This window comes from Rhizobium sp. BR 362 (genome assembly GCF_036528765.1).
Classification (GTDB): Bacteria; Pseudomonadota; Alphaproteobacteria; order Rhizobiales; family Rhizobiaceae; genus Rhizobium.
This window is the reverse complement of record NZ_JARWGH010000006.1, coordinates 184,288-204,005: the sequence shown is the minus strand read 5'-3', so window position 1 is coordinate 204,005 and position 19,718 is coordinate 184,288. Positions and strand designations below refer to the sequence as shown.

The window sequence follows — 19,718 nt, the reverse complement described above, 5'->3', positions numbered from 1 at the left end:
CAGAATCTTAATCAGATTCGTTAATTAAATCGAACCGGGTGGTTCGATATGACTTGATATGGAATGAAAAACGATCTATGTCAACTGAACTGAACCGTTCGGTTCGATTATATTATTCAAATTTCCAAATGGTAGGACTATGTCGTCAGGTCACAGTAACAATGTAGCGCGCATCGTTGATGATGTCGAAGTGGAGGCTCCGCACGCCGGCGCATCCGCCGAGGCTCCTGCCGCGGAAAAGCCTAACGCCCCGCCCCCCGCCCAGGCTGCGCCTGCTCACTCGGTCCAAGCGGCCCCACCGCCGGCCGAGAAGAAGCGGCGCAGCCTGGTACTGCCCATCATTGTCGTTCTGGCGCTGGTTGGGGGCGGCTGGTACGGCTATGACTGGTGGACGAACGGCCGTTTCATGGTCTCGACGGACGACGCCTATATCGAAGGCGACATCGCGACCATCCAGCCGAAGGTGACGGGCTATGTCGCCAAGGTGAACGTCGTTGCCAACCAGTTGGTCAAGGCGGGCGATGTACTCGCCACGCTCGATGACGGCGATTACAAGCTGGCATTGCAGCAGGCCCAGGCTTCGCTCGATACCGAGCAATTGTCGCTGCACACCATCGATGCGCAGATTGCCGCCGGCCAGGCTGCGCTTGCCCAGTCGCAGGCACAGAAGGTCGCTTTGGAAGCGACGGTCCGCGGCGCGCAGATCACCCAGACGCGTGCTGCCGAACTTCAATCGAAGTCGGTCGGCACCACGGCTTCGCTGGACAGCGCCAATATCGCCCTCGATCAGGCCAAAGCCAATCTCGTCGGCGGCGATGCCGCCATCGCGTCGGCTCAGGCCAATATCAACCTGCTGCAGGCGCAGCGCCGTCAGGCCGAAAGCACGATCAAGGGCCTGGAAGCCGCTCGCGACAAGGCTGCCCGCGATCTCTCCTTCACGGTGCTGAAGGCGCCTTATGACGGTGTCGTCGGCAATCGCTCGGTTCAGGAAGGCGATCTCGTTTCGCCCGGCCAGAAGCTGATGGCGATCGTTCCGACCCGCCAGCTCTATATCGATGCCAACTTCAAGGAAACGCAGATCCAGCATCTGGTTGCCGGTTCCAAGGTCAACGTGCATGTCGACGCCTACAGCGATCATCCGATCGTCGGCACGGTCGCGTCGATTTCGCCGGCCTCGGGTTCCGTGTTCTCGCTGCTGCCGCCTGAAAATGCGACGGGCAATTTCACCAAGGTGGTCCAGCGCGTGCCGGTTCGTATCGCGTTGCCGCAGGAAGCGCTTGACAGCGGTCGTCTGCGTGCCGGTCTGAGTGTCGTCGTCGATGTCGATACCCGCACCGCGCCCGATCGCGCCGGATTGGCCAGCAACTAGAGCGGTTCAGCGTTTCAAGGAAGCGCTCTCCCGCTCTATCCCTTTGTTTTTACGCAATTCCGGACGGAAAACCGCTTCGCACTTTTCCTGGAATTGCTCTAAGTTCGGAGAGCGCCGATGGCCTCGACAGCCGCGACCGCAGGTTCGACAGCCGGTCCCGTCGTGCCAGCGGCGGACCACATGGACCCCCGTAAGCTCATCGCATTCTTCGCGATGGTGCTTGGCATGTTCATGTCGATCCTGGACATTCAGGTGGTTTCCGCCTCCCTCAGCGAAATCCAGGCGGGCCTTAGTGCCGGCTCGGATGAAATTCCCTGGGTGCAGACGGCCTATCTGATCGCGGAAGTGATCATGATTCCGCTTTCGGGAACGCTGGCCCGCATCATCTCCACGCGATATCTTTTCGCGGCTTCGGCTGCCGGTTTCACCATCGCCAGCGGCCTTTGCGCGACGGCGACCAACATTGATCAGATGATCGTTTATCGTGCGCTGCAGGGCTTTATCGGCGGCGGCATGATTCCCTCGGTTTTCGCGGCTGCCTTCACCATTTTCCCGCCGTCGAAACGCAACGTGGTGTCGCCGATCATTGGTCTGATCGCAACGCTTGCCCCGACCATCGGCCCGACGGTCGGCGGCTATCTCAGCCACGCGTTTTCCTGGCACTGGCTGTTCCTCGTCAACATTGGCCCCGGTGTCATCGTCACCATCGTCACCTGGAATTTCATCGACTTCGACAAGCCGGAGCTGTCGTTGATGAAGAAGTTCGACTGGTGGGGATTGTTTTCCATGGGGCTGTTTCTCGGCGCGCTGGAATATGTGCTCGAAGAAGGCAACACCAACGACTGGTTCAACGACAACTATATTGTGATCGCCGCAATCGCTTCGGCCATTGGCGCGATCATCTTCTTTTATCGGGCATTTACCGTCGATTTCCCCGTCGTCGATCTGAGGGCCTTCGCCAATAAGAATTTCGCGTTCGGTTCGATGTTCTCTTTCGTCATGGGCATCGGGCTTTATGGTTTGACCTATATCTATCCCGTCTATCTCGGCCGTATCCGCGGATATGATTCGCTGATGATTGGCGAGACGATGTTCGTCTCGGGTCTGGCGATGTTCTTCACCGCCCCTCTCGCCGGTTTCCTTTCCGGCAAGATGGATCTTCGGATCATGATGATCATCGGCTTCTGCAGTTTTGCGACCGGTACCTGGATCATGACCGGCTTGACGACGGACTGGGATTTCTGGGAGCTTTTCATTCCGCAGATTCTTCGCGGTTTCGGGCTTATGTTGTGCATGGTGCCGATCAATAACATCGCGCTCGGAACCATGCCTCCTGCCCGCATGCGCGGCGCGTCCGGCCTGTTCAACCTGACCCGCAATCTCGGCGGTGCCGTCGGGCTTGCCATCATCAACACGGTCCTCACCACCCGTCAGGACGCCCACTACATGCATCTGCGCGATCATGTGCACTGGGGGAGTCCCGCCGCCGTCGATCAGATGAACAATATGACGGCGAATTTCAATGCCAATGGCCTGGACGGTCCGCAGGCGGCATTAAAGCAGTTGGTCAACATGGCGGAGCAACAGGCGATCATCATGTCCTTCGGCGACGTGTTCCTGATGCTGACGGTATTGTTCCTGGCGATGATCTTTGGCGTGTTGATGCTCAGTAAGCCGAATGCTCCACCCAGGGGTGCGGGCGGCGGCGGTCACTAGGCTTAACCGTTTTTCCATTATCCGTCTGTTATTAAAGGCTTCTCGGCTCGGGAGGCCTTTTTCTTTTTGTGCCGATCGACAGGAAATTTCAGGCTTCGAAAATTCTTGATTTACGTACATCAGAATTCGCAGTAAGGATTTCGTCAGGAGGAGCTGATGAGACCCACCGTTTACGATATCGCCGCTGCCGCGGGCGTCAGCCTTGCGACCGTTGACAGGGTGCTGAACCGGCGCCCTGGCGTGCGCCTCGTAACGCGCGAGAAGGTGGAAGCAGCAATCCGCGATATCGGCTATGTCCGGGATGTGGCGGCGGCCAATCTTGCCAAGGGCCGCATCTATCCGCTCGTCTTCATTCTGCCGACGGGCGACAATTCCTTCATGCATGGCCTCTATGCCGAGGTGCGCCAGGCGATGACGCGCTCGACCTTCGATCGCACTGAAATTCGCATCGTGGAAGTGCCCGCCTTCGACGCGCCGGCGCTGGTTGCCGCGCTCGATGCGCTGCAGGGGCTGGACCTCGCCGGTGTGGCCCTGGTGGCAACCGACGCGCCGGAGGTACGCGCCGCCGTCGACCGGCTGGTAACGGCAGGGATTCCCGTGGTCACGCTCGTGTCCGATCTCACCGGCTCGACCCGGCACCACTATGCCGGTGTCGACAATATTGGCGCTGGCCGGACGGCCGCTCGCCTGCTTGGCCGTTTCCTCGGCGGCTGCAAAGGCGATATCACCATTCTCGCCGGATCCATGCTGGTGCGCGACCATCGTGAGCGCCTGGAAGGATTTTCCTCGGTCATGGCGGCGGAGTTTCCGCAACTGCGCCTGCTGCCGGTGCTCGAAGGCCGCGATGATCCGGAAATCGCCAATGGACTGATCTCCGAAGCGCTTTCCGGCAGCAACAGCATCATCGGCATCTATAGCCTCGGTGCCGGCAATCGCGGCCTGCTCAAGGCGCTGAAGGAGACCGGGCAGGGGCGCGAGCTGACGGTCGTCGTGCACGAGCTGACCGAACACACCCGCGCGGCGCTGCAGGACGGCACCATCGATGCCGTTCTCAACCAGGACGCCGGTCATGAGGTGCGCAGCGCCATACGCGTCATGAAGGCGACGGCGGACGGCCAGGAGGTCATCGCCGGCCAGGAGCGCATCCGCCTCGACATTTTCTTGAAGGACAATCTGCCCTGAGCATCAAAACCTGCGGCGGAGCATGAGGAGTACCATCTGATGTATTTGGGTCTTGATCTCGGAACGTCCGGCGTCAAAGCGATGCTGATCGACGGCAACCAGAAGATCATCGGATCGGCCAATGGCGGGCTCGACGTATCGCGTCCGCATCCGGGCTGGTCGGAACAGGAGCCGGCGCACTGGATTCGCGCCACGGAGGAGGCGGTCGCTGACCTGCAGGCGGCTCATCCGAAGGAGTTGGCGGGGGTGCGTGGCATCGGCCTCTCCGGCCAGATGCATGGCGCGACGCTGCTCGATGCCGACGACAAGGTGCTGCGTCCCTGCATTCTCTGGAATGATACGCGCAGCCATCAGGAAGCTGCCGCTCTCGACGCCGATCCGCGCTTCCGCGCTCTGACGGGCAACATCGTTTTCCCCGGTTTCACCGCACCGAAGCTCGCCTGGGTCGCGAAGCACGAGCCGGATATCTTCGCCAGGGTGCGCTGGGTGCTGTTGCCGAAGGACTATCTGCGCCTATGGCTGACGGGCGAACATATGTCTGAAATGTCCGATTCGGCCGGAACGTCCTGGCTGGACACCGGCAAGCGCAAATGGTCTTCCGAGCTGCTCGCCGCCACCAAGCTCGACGAAAAGCAGATGCCGACGCTGGTGGAAGGGACGGAAGCCGCCGGCAGGCTGCGCGGCGAACTCGCCTCGAAGTGGGGTATTGCCGGCGACGTCGTCGTCGCCGGTGGGGCAGGGGACAACGCGGCCTCGGCTTGCGGCATGGGTACGGTCAGCGATGGCTCCGCCTTCGTGTCGCTCGGGACTTCGGGCGTGCTCTTTGCCGCCAACGGCTCATACCTGCCGAAGCCGGAAAGCGCCGTTCATGCGTTCTGTCATGCGCTGCCGAACACCTGGCATCAGATGGGCGTCATCCTCTCGGCGACCGACGCTTTGAACTGGCATTCGAACGCCACCGGCAAATCCGCGGCCGAACTTACCGGCGAATTGGGGGATGCGCTGAAGGCACCATCGAGCGTCACCTTTCTTCCCTATCTTTCCGGCGAACGCACGCCCCATAACGATGCGACCATCCGCGGCGCTTTCATCGGTCTTGGCCATGAGAGTGGCCGTGCCGTGCTGACGCAGGCCGTACTCGAAGGCGTTAGCTTCGCCATTCGCGACAATCTCGAAGCGCTGCGCTCGGCAGGGACCGATATCGCCCGTGTCACCGCCATCGGCGGAGGCTCGCGCTCGCGCTACTGGCTGGCCTCGATCGCGACCGCGCTCGGCGTTCCCGTCGATGTGCCGGCCGAGGGCGATTTCGGGGCTGCTTTCGGCGCTGCCCGTCTCGGCTTGATCGCGGCAACCGGCGCCGACCCGATCGAGATCTGCACGCCGCCGAAAACGGCCGGCACGATCGAACCGGTAGCAGCGCTGACCGGCGCTTATGAGGATGCCTACAAGCGCTACCGCGCGCTTTATCCGGCGCTCAAGTCGCTGAGCACAGGTTGAGGGGAACCCCCTCACCCTGCCCTCTCCCCGAGGGAAGAGGGGAGACGGAGGATGCCGCTCTACCTTCGCCCCAACGAGGAGAAGGTGCCCCGAAGGGGCGGATGAGGGGGCGTTACCGGCACGAACCACAATACCGAATACCAAACGCAAGGAGATGAGTTATGGGCACCGGATTTTTTGGTGACATCAAGAAAGTGAAATACGAAGGCCCCGACAGCACCAATCCGCTGGCGTTCCGGCACTATAACAAGGACGAGGTGATTCTCGGCAAGCGCATGGAAGACCATCTGCGTTTTGCCGTTGCCTATTGGCACACCTTCACGTGGCCGGGCGGTGACCCCTTCGGCGGCCAGACCTTTCTCCGTCCCTGGTTCCAGGACACGATGGAAGCGGCCAAGCTGAAGGCCGATGTTGCCTTCGAGTTCTTCACCCTGCTCGGTTCGCCCTATTACTGTTTCCATGACGCCGACGTGCGTCCCGAAGGCAAGAATTTTGCCGAGAATACCAGGAACCTCAACGAGATCGTCGATTACTTTGCTGAAAAGCAGGCCGAAACGGGCGTCAAGCTGCTGTGGGGCACGGCGAACCTCTTCTCCAACCGCCGCTTCATGTCGGGTGCCGCGACCAACCCGGATCCGGATGTCTTCGCGTTTTCGGCCGCGACCGTGAAGACCTGCATGGACGCAACGCATAAGCTCGGCGGTGAAAACTACGTGCTTTGGGGCGGCCGCGAAGGTTACGAAACCCTGCTAAACACCGATCTGAAGCGTGAGCTCGACCAGATGGGCCGCTTCCTCAACCTTGTGGTCGAGTACAAGCACAAGATCGGCTTCAAGGGCACGATCCTGATCGAGCCGAAGCCGCAGGAGCCGACCAAGCATCAGTACGACTACGACGTCGCGACGGTCTACGGTTTCCTGAAGAAGAACGGCCTCGAAAACGAAGTGAAGGTCAACATCGAGCAGGGTCACGCGATCCTTGCCGGCCATTCCTTCGAACATGAACTGGCGCTTGCCAATGCGCTTGGCATCTTCGGTTCCATCGATATGAACCGCAACGACTATCAGTCCGGTTGGGATACCGACCAGTTCCCGAACAACGTTCCGGAAATGTCCCTGGCCTACTACCACGTTCTGGCCGGCGGCGGCTTCAAGACCGGCGGCACCAACTTCGACGCCAAGCTGCGCCGTCAGTCGCTCGATGCGGAAGACCTCTTGATCGGCCATATCGGCGGGATGGACTGCTGCGCTCGTGGCCTGAAGGCCGCTGCCAAGATGATCGAAGACAAGGCGCTCTCCAAGCCGCTCGCCGATCGTTACGCCGGCTGGGATTCTGCTGAGGGACAGAAGCTGCTGCGCGGCGAATATTCGCTCGACCAGATCGCCCAGTGGGTCGAAAGCAAGGACATCAACCCGCAGCCGAAGTCCGGCAAGCAGGAACTCCTGGAAAACATCGTCAATCGTTACGTTTGATCACGAGAAGGCGGGAGGCGGTGATCCATCGCCTCCCGCGACTGTCGCCGAAATGCGCGGCTCGAAATGGATATGGAATTTCCGCAGGGGTCCTTGGCATTGGCGAACACATAGCCATCGGCTTGATGCAACGGTCCGAATTCAAGCCCCTCGCTCGCGCATTTGGCGCGGAAAGCTTCGACATGCTCGATATCGAAGACCAACTTTATCAGCACTTGGCCCATCTTCTGAGCCTTTCCCGCCGGATGGATCATCAGATTGGCGCCGCCATCCGGTGCCAGCAGCTCGACAATCCGATCGCCCGCCTGCTGGAGCGGCTTGAAGCCAAAATGTCTCTCGTAAAAGCCGATCGTCTCTTCCACATCGCGGGCGTAAAGGACGAGTCTGCCGAGCGGCATGGCAAAGCGTCCCTATCGCCGGGCGCGCGACGGTGCCGAGACCGAGTTGCGCACCACGAGATCCGGCCGCAGCAGGATTTCCGTCTCAGCCGGCTGGCCATCCGATAAGAGCTCCAGCAGGAGCGACATCGCATGCTTGCCGATCGCGGTGCGCGGCTGCCTGATGGTCGTCAGCGAGGGCGACATGAAAACGGCTTGCGGCACATCGTCGAAGCCGGTCACTGAAAAATCCCCTGGAATGTCGTAGCCCCGCGCTTTTAGCCCGATCATCACGCCGATGGCCGTCTGGTCGTTGACGCACATGAAGGCTGTCGGCAGCGTGTCGCGCATGAAAAGCTGCTCGACGGCGAGCCTGCCGCTCTCGATGGTGCCGTCGCCCTCGAATACGATGCGGAGGTCGGCACCGATATGGGCGGCATCCAGTCCGGCTTCGTAGCCCATGCGCCGTCGGCTATAGGCGAGGCGGGTGCGCGAATCGCCGATGAACGCGATCTTCCGATGACCCTCGGCGATGAGGAGGTCGACGGCTTTGCGCGCTCCGGCGATATCGTCCACGCCGACATAGGGAATGCCGCCGTTGAAGACGGGCTCAAAGACGCCGACGCTCGGGGGAAGCCGCGCCGTCATCGTTTGGTGTCCGAAGGGCAGGATGCCGGTGAATAGGATCAACCCGGCCGCCTGGTTGGAGTTGAGGAACTTCAGATATTCCAAGCCGCGTTGCGCATCGTTCTGCGTGTGGCCGATCAGAATGCCATATCCATGCGAGCGCGCCTCGTTCTCCAATCCTATCAGAATATTGGAGAAATTCGGATCGCCGATGTCAGGTGCGACGACGAGAATCATGTTCGACCGACCGAGCCGCAGGCTGCGCGCCATGGCATTGGTGGTATAACCGGTGATGGCAATCGCCTGGTTGACTTTCAGCCGCGTCGAGTTCGCGACCTTTTCAGGCATATGGATTGCACGAGAGACCGTTGCGATCGAAACATTGGCAATTCGGGCGACGTCTTCGATAGTTGCGGGCGTGGAATTAGACACTGCGCTCTGCCTTGGTCTCGTCTCGGACCGGACACTACACAGACTTCCGCGGAGATCAAAGGCGACCGCGATAAATTCTGCAACATACCACCATGTAAACCTTTACACACGATATGTAAAGGTTTACACAACATAGAAGTGGTGTGGGGCCACAGGGAGGAAGGCAATGAGTTCGGAGGCCGTCGACGGTGCGGTGGTGCTGTCCGCGAGGCGAATTTCCAAGTCCTTCAGCGGCGTGCAGGTGCTGTTCAGCGTCAATTTCGATCTTCGGGCCGGGGAAATCCATGCGCTCATGGGCGAGAACGGCGCCGGCAAGTCGACGCTCGTCAAGATTCTCTCCGGTTTTGAGCAGCCAAGCTCGGGCGAGATCCTGCTGGATGGTCAGCCGGTAAAGCTGCCGCCCAATGGCGCTGCCGAGGCGCTTGGCATTGTCATCATCCATCAGGAATTCAATCTAGCCGAACATCTGACGGTTACCGAGAGCCTGTTTCTCGGCCGAGAAGTCACGCGCTTCGGCGTGCTCGACCGCAAATATATGAGAGCGGAGACACGGCGTGTCCTCGATCTCCTCGGGTCGCATGTCGACGTGAATGCGTTGATCGGTACGCTTTCCATCGCCGACAAGCAGATGGTGGAGATCGCCAAGGCGATCAGCCGGGACGCAAGAATCGTTTTCATGGACGAGCCGACCGCCGTTCTGTCGCGGGAGGAAACAAACTTCCTGTTCAAACAGGTGCGCAAGCTCCGCGATCAGGGGACAAGCTTCGTATTCGTGTCTCACAAGCTCGACGAGGTCATGGAACTGACAGACCGGGTCACGGTCCTGCGTGACGGCCAATGGGTGAAGACGTCGCAGACCTCGCTGCTCGATGGCGAATCGATTGCGCAGTTGATGGTCGGGCGTGAGCTTTCGAGCCTCTATCCCGCCAAGAACGAACCCGATGTCGATGAAAAGGTGGTGCTCAGCGTCAGTGCTATTTCGACAGGTTACGTCCGCGATGCGAGTTTTGAACTGCGCAAGGGCGAGATATTGGGCTTTTCCGGCATGATCGGATCGGGCCGCACCGAACTGATGGAAGCGGTCGTCGGCCTGCGCTCGCGCGCTGGCGGCGAGGTCATCGCCAACGGACAGCCCGTGCCGCCGCATGATGTGCATGCCGCTATCGACGCCGGTCTTGCCTATATGACCAAGGACCGCAAGTCCAAAGGTCTGCTTCTGAATTCGGGCATGGCCGTCAACCTGACCCTCCAGTCCCTGGATCGGCACGGCAAGTTCGGCTATCTCAGCGCCTCTAGCGAAGCCAGCGCGTTGGCGCGGGCACGCCGCCGTTTCGACATTCGCGTGCGCGACGGAAATATCATCGCTGGCCGCATGTCCGGCGGCAATCAGCAGAAATTGCTACTCGCGAAGGTCATGGAGACCGAGCCGCAGATCATCATCATCGACGAGCCGACCCGCGGTATCGATGTCGGCACGAAGCAGCAGATCTACCATTTCATTTCGGCACTGGCGCGCGACGGTCATTCGATCATCGTGGTCTCGTCGGAGATGCCCGAGGTCATCGGGCTTTGCACGCGGATCGCCGTGATGCGCGAAGGCCGGATCGTCGGCGTGCTCGAAGGAGACGAGATCTCCGAGCAGGAAATCATGCGTTATGCGGCGGGCCTGAAGAAAAAGACGGCGGCCTGAACGGGCGGCACGAGAGCAAGGCGAATTCCCAGCCATGATGGGAACGGGAGGTTGGTTTTGGATATGAGCGTGGGCGAAGACAGCAGCGGGAAGGCAGGCCGGCGAGGCCGGTCCTGGCGGGATGTCGATCTCAGGGCCGTTGCGCCGTTTGCGGCGTTGGTGCTGCTTCTCATCGTCGGGGCGTTGGTCAATCCGAACTTCATCGGCATGACCAATCTCACCAATGTCGCGACGAGATGTGCCTATATTGCGATCATCGCGGTCGGCGCCACCTTCGTCATCTCGGCGGGCGATCTCGATTTGTCCGTTGGCGCCATGGTGGCCTTCGTCGCAAGCCTGATGATCCTCCTGCTGAATTCAGGCGTCATCGCCGATCCTGCCCTGATGCTGGTGGCGGCGGTGTTGTTCTCGATCGTCGCCGGTCTGCTATGCGGCCTCGCCAATGGTCTGATCACGACCATGGGCAAGATCGAGCCGTTCATTGCGACCCTGGGCACGATGGGCGTCTATCGCGGCTTGACGACCTGGTTGTCGCAGGGCGGCGCCATCACCTTGCGCGCGGCGGATATACAGACGCTCTACAAGCCCGCCTATTATGGCTCCGTGCTCGGCGTGCCGGTGCCGATCGCGGTCATCCTTCTCGTGACCTGCGTCGCCGCCTTCATTCTTTATCGCACCCGCTACGGACGGCATGTCATCGCGGTCGGTTCCAATCGCGATGTTGCGCGTTATTCCGGCGTGGCGGTCAATCGTGTGCGTACCATCGCCTTCGTCATTCAAGGTCTGTGTGTGGCGATCGCCGTGCTTCTCTATGTGCCGCGGCTTGGTTCGACATCGGCAACGACCGGTAACCTCTGGGAATTGCAGGCGATCACGGCCGTCGTCGTTGGCGGCACTGCCCTGAAGGGTGGAGCGGGCAGGGTATGGGGGACCATTTGCGGTGCCTTCATCCTGGAACTGGTCGGCAATATCATGCTGCTTTCCAATTTCATCAGCGAGTATCTGCTCAGTGCTATCCAGGGCGCGATCATCATCATCGCCATGCTGGTTCAGCGCTCGCTTGCTCGCAGATAGCGAATAACCGGGTCTAGGGGGCGCCCGGTCTTTATGACAATGCCCTGCTTCTATCTGGGAGGATGAAATATGCGTAAAAGACTAATTGGTCTGGCTGTCGTGCTGGCGGCTCTCGCCGGGACGGTTCATGCCGAGGACAAAAAGGTCACGATTGGCGTTTCCATTCCGGCGGCGGACCATGGCTGGACCTCGGGCGTCGTCTTCCATGCCGAACGCGTCGCCAAACTCTTGATGGCGGAACATCCGGGGCTGAATGTCATCGTCAAGACCTCGCCGGACGCGGCAAGCCAGGCAAATGCGGTACAGGACCTTGAGACCCAGGGCATCGACGCTCTCGTGATCCTGCCGTCGGATCCCGATCCGCTGGTCAATGCGATCAAGGAAGTCAAGGACAAGGGCAAGTTCGTCGCTCTCGTCGACCGCGCGCCGAGCAACAACGACAATTCCGTCCGTGATCTCTATGTCGCCGGCAACAATCCTGCTCTCGGCCAAACGGCGGGCGAATACATCAAGGCCCATACGCCGAATGCTCAGGTCGTCGTCATCCGCGGCTTGCCGATTCCGATCGACCAGCAGCGTCAGGATGGTTTCGACAAGGGTATCGCTGGCTCCAACGTCAAGGTTCTCGACCGGCAATACGGCAACTGGAACCGCGACGACGCTTTCAAGGTCATGCAGGATTATCTGACGAAGTTCCCGAAGATCGACGTCGTATGGTGTCAGGATGACGACATGGCCGTTGGCGTGCTGCAGGCGATCGATCAGGCCAAGCGCACCGACATCCAGTATGTCATCGCCGGCGCCGGTTCCAAGGACATGGTCAAGAAGGTCATGGACGGCGACAAACTGATCCCGGTCGATGTGCTCTATCCGCCGGCCATGGTCGGGACGGCCATGGAGCTGACCGCTGCCAATTTCTACGATCAGGTTCCGGTTCGCGGCAACTATATCCTGGATGCGACCTTGGTCACCAAGGACAATGCCAAGGATTTCTACTTCCCCGATTCACCCTTCTGATCGGTTGATTTAGACAGATGCGCCCGCCGGTGCCGGCGGGCGTTTTTTATGCGGCTGCCGTTCCGTTCGCAGTCCCCGGCATTTTTTGCGGCACGTACCTCTTGCCGTCCGCGGCGGGCCGTGATTAGGTCACGAGGCATTCGACTTTCAGCCCGACGACCCTATAATTTTTTGAGGCTACGGCAATCCCAGCCGCCTCTCATAAGGGTTGGAAGGGTATCGGAAACGTTTACAGAACGCGATTAGGGAGGAATTACTGATGAAGACGATCAAGGGTCCGGGTCTGTTTCTTGGCCAGTTCGCCGGTGATGCGGCACCGTTCAACTCGTGGGATTCGATCACCAAATGGGCTGCCAATGCCGGCTATATCGGCGTGCAGGTTCCGACTTGGGCGAGCCAGCTCATCGATCTGAAGAAGGCCGCTACCTCCAAGGACTATTGCGACGAATTTGCCGGCGTCGCCCGCGAAAACGGCGTCGAAGTCACCGAGCTTTCGACGCATCTGCAGGGCCAGCTCGTTGCCGTGCATCCGGCCTATGACGAAGCCTTCGACGGATTTGCGGCGCCGGAAGTGCGCGGCAACCCGAAGGCGCGGCAGGAATGGGCCGTCGAGCAGGTAAAAATGGCACTGACGGCTTCGAAGCATCTCGGCATTAAGGCGCATGCGACCTTCTCCGGCGCGCTCGCCTGGCCCTTCGTCTATCCCTGGCCGCAGCGTCCGGCCGGCCTCGTCGAAACCGCCTTTGAGGAACTTGCCCGCCGCTGGACGCCGATCCTCAACCATGCCGACGAAAACGGCGTCGACGTCTGCTACGAAATCCATCCGGGCGAAGACCTGCATGACGGCATCACCTTCGAGATGTTCCTGGAACGGGTGAAGAACCATCCGCGCGCCAACATGCTCTACGATCCCTCGCACTACGTGCTGCAGTGCCTCGACTATCTGCAGAACATCGACATCTACAAGGACCGCATCAAGATGTTTCACGTCAAGGATGCGGAGTTCAATCCGACCGGGCGCCAGGGCGTTTATGGCGGCTATCAGGGCTGGGTCGAGCGCGCCGGCCGCTTCCGTTCGCTGGGCGATGGCCAGGTCGATTTCGGTGCCGTATTCTCGAAGATGACCGCCAATAATTTCGACGGCTGGGCCGTGGTCGAATGGGAATGCGCACTGAAGCATCCCGAAGACGGTGCCCGCGAAGGCGCCGAGTTCGTCAAGGCTCACATTATCCGCGTGACGGAGAAGGCCTTCGACGATTTCGCTGCCGGCGGCACGGATCAGGCTGCCAACCGCCGCATGCTGGGGCTGTCATAATCTCCTCTTCTCCCCAGCGGGGAGAAGATGTCCGAAGGACAGATGAGGGGGACGAGGAGCGTCGCGACGAGTGCCTTGAGCGGCAAGCGAAAGGCTATGTTCGCTGAAATCCCCCTCATCCGACCCTTCGGGCCACCTTCTCCCCGCTGGGGAGAAGGAAGTTCAAATTAGTTTCTCAGGAGGACCATATGGCAATTGAAGGATCATCGGAGCAGACGCGGGAGCCGCGCATTCGGCTTGGCATGGTGGGCGGCGGCGCGGGAGCCTTTATCGGCGCGGTGCACCGTATCGCCGCGCGCATTGACGACCAGTTCGATCTCGTCGCTGGCGCGCTGTCGGCTTCACCGGACAAGGCTGTCGCTTCGGGCCGCGATCTCGGCCTCGATCCCGCCCGCACCTATTCCAGCTATCGCGATATGGCGATCCGTGAAGCCAAGCTGAAGAACGGCATCGAAGCGGTTTCGATCGTCACGCCGAACCATGTTCACTATGACGCCGCCAAGGAATTCCTGAAGCGCGGCATTCATGTCATCTGCGACAAGCCGCTGACCTCCAATCTTGCCGATGCCAAGAAGCTGAAGAAGGTGGCCGACGAAAGTGGTGCGCTGTTCATCCTGACGCACAATTACACTGGTTACCCGATGGTCCGCCAGGCGCGCGAGATGATCGCCAACGGCGAGCTCGGCGATATCCGCCTCGTGCATGCGGAATATCCGCAGGATTGGCTGACTGAAAATATCGAGCAATCCGGCCAGAAGCAGGCCGCCTGGCGCACCGATCCGGCGCAATCCGGCGCCGGCGGCTCCACGGGTGATATCGGCACCCATGCCTATAATCTCGCCTGCTTCGTCAGCGGCCTGGAACTCGATAGCCTCGCCGCCGATCTCGACAGTTTCGTGGAAGGCCGCCGTCTCGATGACAATGGTCATCTGCTGCTGCGCTTCAAGGCAAAGGGCAAGGAGAAGCCGGCCAAGGGCATGCTGTGGTGCAGCCAGGTGGCGCCGGGCCATGAGAACGGCCTTAAGGTTCGCGTCTACGGCACCAAGGGCGGCATCGAGTGGACGCAGGCCGATCCGAACTATCTGTGGTACACGCCGTTCGGCGAGCCGAAGCGCCTGATCACCCGCAACGGCGCCGGTTCCGGTGCGGCCGCGGCCCGCGTCTCGCGCATTCCGTCGGGTCATCCAGAAGGCTATCTTGAAGCCTTCGCCACGATCTACACCGAGGCTGCGCGTGCCATCAATGCCCAGAAGAAGGGCGTGGCGATCGATCCGGCCGTGGTCTATCCGACCGTCGATGACGGTGTAAAGGGTGTGGCTTTTGTCGAAGCCTGCGTTGCCTCTTCGAAGCGCAATGGTGCCTGGGTGAAGGTCTGATCTAGGTGCGGGGCGGCGGGTTGTCTGCTGCCCCATCCTTTTCGACTTCTGGCTGCAACGTTGCAGACTTGTCATTTCAGGACTGTACAAGGACGTTTTCGTTGGTTTACACCGCGCTCGGGCCTAATTCGTGAGCGCGGTTCGCTGCTATTCGACCGTCCCGCCGTTTGAAAGAAACGAGATTAGTCATGATTGATCCAAAGAGCTTCGCCGCCCGTTTCCCGGGCGATTTCACGTTCGGCGTCGCCACGGCCGCCTTTCAGATCGAAGGCGCCACCAAGGCGGATGGCCGCAAGCCGTCGATCTGGGATGCCTTCGCCAACATGCCGGGCCGCGTCTATCACCGCCACAACGGCGATGTCGCATGCGATCACTACAACCGGCTGGAACAGGATCTCGATCTGATCAAGGAGATGGGTGTCGAGGCCTATCGTTTCTCGATCGCCTGGCCGCGCATCATTCCCGATGGCATTGGTCCGGTGAACGAGGCCGGTCTCGATTTCTACGATCGTCTCGTCGATGGCTGCAAGGCGCGCGGCATCAAGACTTTCGCGACGCTCTATCACTGGGATCTGCCGCTGACGCTTGCGGGCGACGGCGGCTGGACGGCGCGTTCAACGGCTTATGCCTATCAGCGTTATGCCAAGACCGTCATGGCGCGCCTCGGCGATCGGCTGGATTCGGTCGCCACCTTCAACGAGCCGTGGTGCATCGTCTGGCTTAGCCACCTCTATGGCATCCATGCGCCCGGCGAACGTAACATGCAGGCAGCACTTCATGCCATGCATTATATGAACCTTGCGCATGGTCTCGGTGTCGAGGCGATCCGCGCGGAAGCGCCGAAGGTGCCGGTCGGCATCGTGCTCAATGCCGCATCGATCCTTCCCGGCTCCGATAGCGCCGAAGATCAGGCTGCCGTCGAGCGCGCTCATCAGTTCCACAACGGCGCCTTCTTCGATCCGATCTTCAAGGGTCAATATCCGAAGGAATTCATCGAGGCGCTGGGCGACCGCATGCCTGTTGTCGAGGATGGCGATCTGAAGATCATCAATCAGAAGCTCGACTGGTGGGGTCTGAACTACTATATGCCGATGCGCGTCTTCGATGACCCGTCCAAGAGCGGCGATTTTCCTTGGACGAGGGAAGCGCCACCGGTCGGCACTGCCAAGACCGACATCGGCTGGGAAATCTACGCGCCGGGCCTGAAGCACGTCGTGCAAGACCTCTACAAGCGCTACGAGCTGCCGGAATGCTACATCACGGAAAACGGCGCCTGCTACAATATGGGGGTCGTCAATGGTGAAGTCGACGACCAGCCGCGCCTCGATTACTACATCGATCATCTTGGTATGGTTGGGGACCTGATCAAGGATGGCTATCCCATGCGCGGCTATTTCGCCTGGAGCCTGATGGATAATTTCGAATGGGCGGAAGGCTACCGCATGCGCTTCGGCCTCGTACATGTCGATTACGAGACGCAGGTGCGTACCGTGAAGAAGAGCGGTAAGTGGTACCGCGAACTCGCCGCCCAGTTCCCAAAGGGGAACCATAAGGCGGTTTGATTTAGGGAGACGATGGGTCGCCCGAATCGTCGGCGCTTGATAGGTTTCGCACATGATCCAGCGCCCGCTCTCCCTTTACGCACTCTGCGGCAGCCAAAGGCAGGCTTCGACTAGCCTTCGGCTGCTGGAAGCCCTGCGGCTGATATCGCCTGACGGAGTTTCCATCGAAGTCTGCGATTTGATCGGCAGTCTGCCGATCTTCAATCCGGATCATGAGGGCGACAGGACGCCGCCGGTCGTCCAAAGCTTTGCGGCGAAGATCCGCGATGCGGATGGGCTGATCGTCTCCTGCCCGGAATATGCCCACGGCATTCCCGGCGGGTTCAAGAACGCATTGGACTGGCTTGTATCGCGCGACGAAGTGCCGTTCAAGCCGCTGATGTTTGCGCATGCCTCGCATCGCGGCGATCTTGTTCTGGAACAACTGATCGAGGTCCTGAAGACGATGTCGCTGCGGATCGTGCCGGAAGCTTTTCTGCGCGTGCCGCTCGCCGGCAAGAGCGATGAAGCCCAGGGGACGACCCTGGCGGAGGCCCAACGGACCGGCGCCTTGCAAGCGAGCCTCGATCGTTTCGTGCAGGCGATCCGCGCACACATGTGAACAGCTGCAACAGTGTCAAAAATACAACCCTTTACTGCAATAATCATAGGCTCGCTTTAACCGTTTCTTGAAGACCTGACGGCAGACTTCCCAGGCAAGGAGAAGTGCGTTGGGAGCAGTTTTCGGGTCAATTCGGCGGAATACGCAATTCGGTCGTCATTCTATCGTGACGGCCGTTTTGTTTTCGTTCGCCCTGGTGGTCACTGTCGTTACATTGATGGTGCTGACGGCGATCGGCCGGGTCGCAGACTATTCCAACAAATTGGACGACGAGCGCTCCTGGGAAACCACCGCCGGTGCGCTGAAGACCTTTGAAGGTCTGCTCGATGCCACGCTGCATGACTATGCAGCGCGCAACGCCGCCGCCAGGAATGTCTATGACGAAAACGACCAGGATTGGATCGCCGGCAACTACGGCGAGATGTCCTCCGACGGCGCGCTGTTCGACATGGCACTGGTCGTCGACGACAACAATAAGCCGATCATTGCCTATCAGGACGGCAAGCCGATGACCGACAGGATCGAGGATGTCTTCGGTCCGTCGCTCTGGGCCTTGGTGGATCAGGTGCGCAAGACCCGGGTGACCGGCGTTCCCGAGGCGAGCGGTTACGTGATGACCAGTAAGGGGATCGCCGCTGTTGGCGTCGGGACAATCCGCGAAAGCTCCGGCCATATCCCCGTGCCGGAAGGCAAGCGCCGCTATCTGATCTTCGTCCGGCACCTCGATGCAGCCAAGATCAAAATGCTTTCCACTACTTATGTTATCAGTGGCCTCAGGCTGGTGCCGCCCGACACCGTTGCGCGTTATGCCGTTTCGATCGTCGATCCGCTCGGCAAGCCGGTCGGACGGCTGGTCTGGAACTCACGCGGTCCGGGTGACGTAAGCTATCAGCGGGCCCGCCCGCTGGTGCTCGGTGCACTCGGCCTGGTCGGCATGTTCTTCGTCGTGTTGCTGATCCTCGGGTCGCTGGCGGGACGGCGGCTGAGGGCGGAAGAGGCGCTGGCACGGCAGGGCTCGCTCAGAGACCGGCTCAGCGGCCTTCTCAATCGCGAGGGCCTTCGTCTCGATGTCGACCGCTTGGTCGAGAATGCCCGGGCCGACGGCAGCAATGTGCTGTTGCTCTATCTCGACCTCGACGGTTTCAAGGAGATCAACGACTCCTACGGGCACGGCACCGGCGACCAATTGATCCGCGCTGTCGCGGCCGGGCTGAATGTGCTTATTCCGCCGAAGGCCATCCTTGCGCGGCTGGGCGGCGATGAATTCGCCGTCGCCTTTCCGACCAAGGAACTGAACGATGCGCCGGCGCTCAGACTTGCCGAGCAGGTGCTGGATTTCTTTGCCGAGCCGCTGGAGATCGGGCGCCGCGTGGTGGTCGTCGGCGCCAGTATCGGCATTGCCAGCTCGCCGGAGGGCCGCATTGGCCGCGAGGAGCTGGTGCGCCGCGCCGATCTTGCCATGTACAAGGCCAAGGAAGCCGGACGCGCCCGTATGGCCTGCTACGAGACAGCGATGGATGCCGACCGCGAAGAGCGCAACGCGCTGGAACTCGATCTGCGCAATGCGATCGAAAAGGAAGAGCTGACGCTCGCCTATCAGCCGCTGGTCGACGCCACGAGCCATGAGATCACCGGCGTCGAGGCTTTGGTGCGCTGGAACAGGCCCGGCCATGGGCCGATTTCGCCCGAAACCTTCATTCCCATTGCCGAAACGAGCGGCTTGATCGAGGCGCTTGGGCTGTTCGTGTTGCGCAAGGCCTGCGAGGCGGCGCGGCAATGGCCGGACCTGCGGATTGCCGTCAACGTTTCGCCCGGACAATTCCGCAATCCTGCCTTTGCCGATTATGTCCGGCATGTCCTGAACCATACCGAGATCGAAGCCGAGCGCGTCACGCTGGAGATCACCGAAGGCTACATTATCCAGAATCCCGAGCGTACCCGTCAGTCGATCGAGCGGCTGAAGCGGCTCGGCGTCAAGGTGGCGCTGGATGATTTCGGCTCTGGTTTCTCCTCGATCGGCTATCTCCGCCAGTTCGGCTTCGACCGTATCAAGATCGACCGGTCGCTGACCATGGATGTGCTGGAGGATAACCGCGCCCGCGAGATGCTGCAGGCGACGGTCGCTTTGGCGCGTTCGCTCGACATTCCAGTGACAGCGGAAGGCATCGAAACGGAAGAGCAGGGGAATGCCCTGGAGCTCTTCGGCTGCGACGAGCTGCAGGGTTATTTCTTCGGCAAGCCGCTGCCGGAAGCCGAGATCAGCAAGCGGCTGAAGGCACAGATGGCCCGGGTACTCGATGTCGAGCGTGACGCCGCCGCCTAGAGCGGTTCAGCGTTTCCGTCGCTTTCCCGCTCTATCCCTTTGTTTTACGCAATTGCGGACGGAAACCGCTTCGCACTTTCCTGGAATT

At 60.4% G+C, this 19,718-nt stretch carries 15 protein-coding genes; 13 read left to right on the top strand and 2 right to left on the bottom strand.

Going from position 1 to position 19,718, the window contains the following annotated elements; genetic code table 11:
• Nucleotides 1-139 precede the first annotated feature (139 nt).
• From QDY28_RS11425 to xylA, 5 genes are all read left to right on the top strand, one after another.
• The gene (locus tag QDY28_RS11425) at nt 140-1,369 is read left to right on the top strand and encodes an HlyD family secretion protein (RefSeq protein WP_331381787.1); all 1,230 of its coding nucleotides are present in this window, start codon (nt 140-142) and stop codon (nt 1,367-1,369) included.
• Between the two features lie 117 nt (nt 1,370-1,486).
• Nucleotides 1,487-3,085 (top strand): DHA2 family efflux MFS transporter permease subunit, encoded by a 1,599-nt coding sequence (locus tag QDY28_RS11420; RefSeq protein ID WP_331381786.1) that lies wholly within the window; start codon nt 1,487-1,489, stop codon nt 3,083-3,085.
• Between the two features lie 156 nt (nt 3,086-3,241).
• Complete coding sequence (locus QDY28_RS11415) at nt 3,242-4,267, top strand: LacI family DNA-binding transcriptional regulator (RefSeq protein WP_331381785.1); 1,026 nt, start codon at nt 3,242-3,244, stop codon at nt 4,265-4,267.
• 39 nt (nt 4,268-4,306) lie between these two features.
• Nucleotides 4,307-5,764, top strand: a complete 1,458-nt coding sequence (gene xylB, locus QDY28_RS11410) for a xylulokinase (protein ID WP_331381784.1) — start codon at nt 4,307-4,309, stop codon at nt 5,762-5,764.
• 161 nt (nt 5,765-5,925) lie between these two features.
• On the top strand, nt 5,926-7,236 hold the full coding sequence (xylA, locus tag QDY28_RS11405) for a xylose isomerase (RefSeq protein ID WP_331381783.1): 1,311 nt from the start codon (nt 5,926-5,928) through the stop codon (nt 7,234-7,236).
• Here the strand turns inward: xylA and QDY28_RS11400 are convergent.
• A complete protein-coding gene (locus tag QDY28_RS11400) occupies nt 7,227-7,634 on the bottom strand; it encodes a VOC family protein (RefSeq protein WP_331381782.1) in 408 nt (135 codons plus the stop codon). The genes xylA and QDY28_RS11400 overlap by 10 nt on opposite strands.
• 12 nt (nt 7,635-7,646) lie before the next feature.
• Nucleotides 7,647-8,672 (bottom strand): LacI family DNA-binding transcriptional regulator, encoded by a 1,026-nt coding sequence (locus QDY28_RS11395; protein ID WP_331381781.1) that lies wholly within the window; start codon nt 8,670-8,672, stop codon nt 7,647-7,649.
• 166 nt (nt 8,673-8,838) lie between these two features.
• Between QDY28_RS11395 and QDY28_RS11390 the strand changes: the two genes are divergently transcribed.
• From QDY28_RS11390 to QDY28_RS11355, 8 genes are all read left to right on the top strand, one after another.
• Nucleotides 8,839-10,362: a sugar ABC transporter ATP-binding protein gene (locus tag QDY28_RS11390; RefSeq protein ID WP_331381780.1), complete on the top strand. Its 1,524-nt coding sequence runs from the start codon at nt 8,839-8,841 to the stop codon at nt 10,360-10,362.
• A 63-nt stretch (nt 10,363-10,425) separates the two neighbouring features.
• A complete protein-coding gene (locus QDY28_RS11385) occupies nt 10,426-11,436 on the top strand; it encodes an ABC transporter permease (protein WP_331381946.1) in 1,011 nt (336 codons plus the stop codon).
• 69 nt (nt 11,437-11,505) lie between these two features.
• Entirely contained in the window at nt 11,506-12,453 is a 948-nt protein-coding gene (locus tag QDY28_RS11380; protein ID WP_331381779.1) for a substrate-binding domain-containing protein, read from the top strand.
• A gap of 259 nt (nt 12,454-12,712) precedes the next feature.
• Complete coding sequence (locus QDY28_RS11375) at nt 12,713-13,768, top strand: sugar phosphate isomerase/epimerase family protein (protein WP_331381778.1); 1,056 nt, start codon at nt 12,713-12,715, stop codon at nt 13,766-13,768.
• Between the two features lie 188 nt (nt 13,769-13,956).
• Entirely contained in the window at nt 13,957-15,144 is a 1,188-nt protein-coding gene (locus QDY28_RS11370) for a Gfo/Idh/MocA family protein (protein WP_331381777.1), read from the top strand.
• 188 nt (nt 15,145-15,332) lie between these two features.
• Complete coding sequence (locus QDY28_RS11365; protein ID WP_331381776.1) at nt 15,333-16,706, top strand: GH1 family beta-glucosidase; 1,374 nt, start codon at nt 15,333-15,335, stop codon at nt 16,704-16,706.
• A 55-nt stretch (nt 16,707-16,761) separates the two neighbouring features.
• Nucleotides 16,762-17,307 (top strand): NADPH-dependent FMN reductase, encoded by a 546-nt coding sequence (locus tag QDY28_RS11360; protein WP_331381945.1) that lies wholly within the window; start codon nt 16,762-16,764, stop codon nt 17,305-17,307.
• A 109-nt stretch (nt 17,308-17,416) separates the two neighbouring features.
• The gene (locus tag QDY28_RS11355; RefSeq protein WP_331381775.1) at nt 17,417-19,630 is read left to right on the top strand and encodes a bifunctional diguanylate cyclase/phosphodiesterase; all 2,214 of its coding nucleotides are present in this window, start codon (nt 17,417-17,419) and stop codon (nt 19,628-19,630) included.
• Nucleotides 19,631-19,718: the final 88 nt, after the last annotated feature.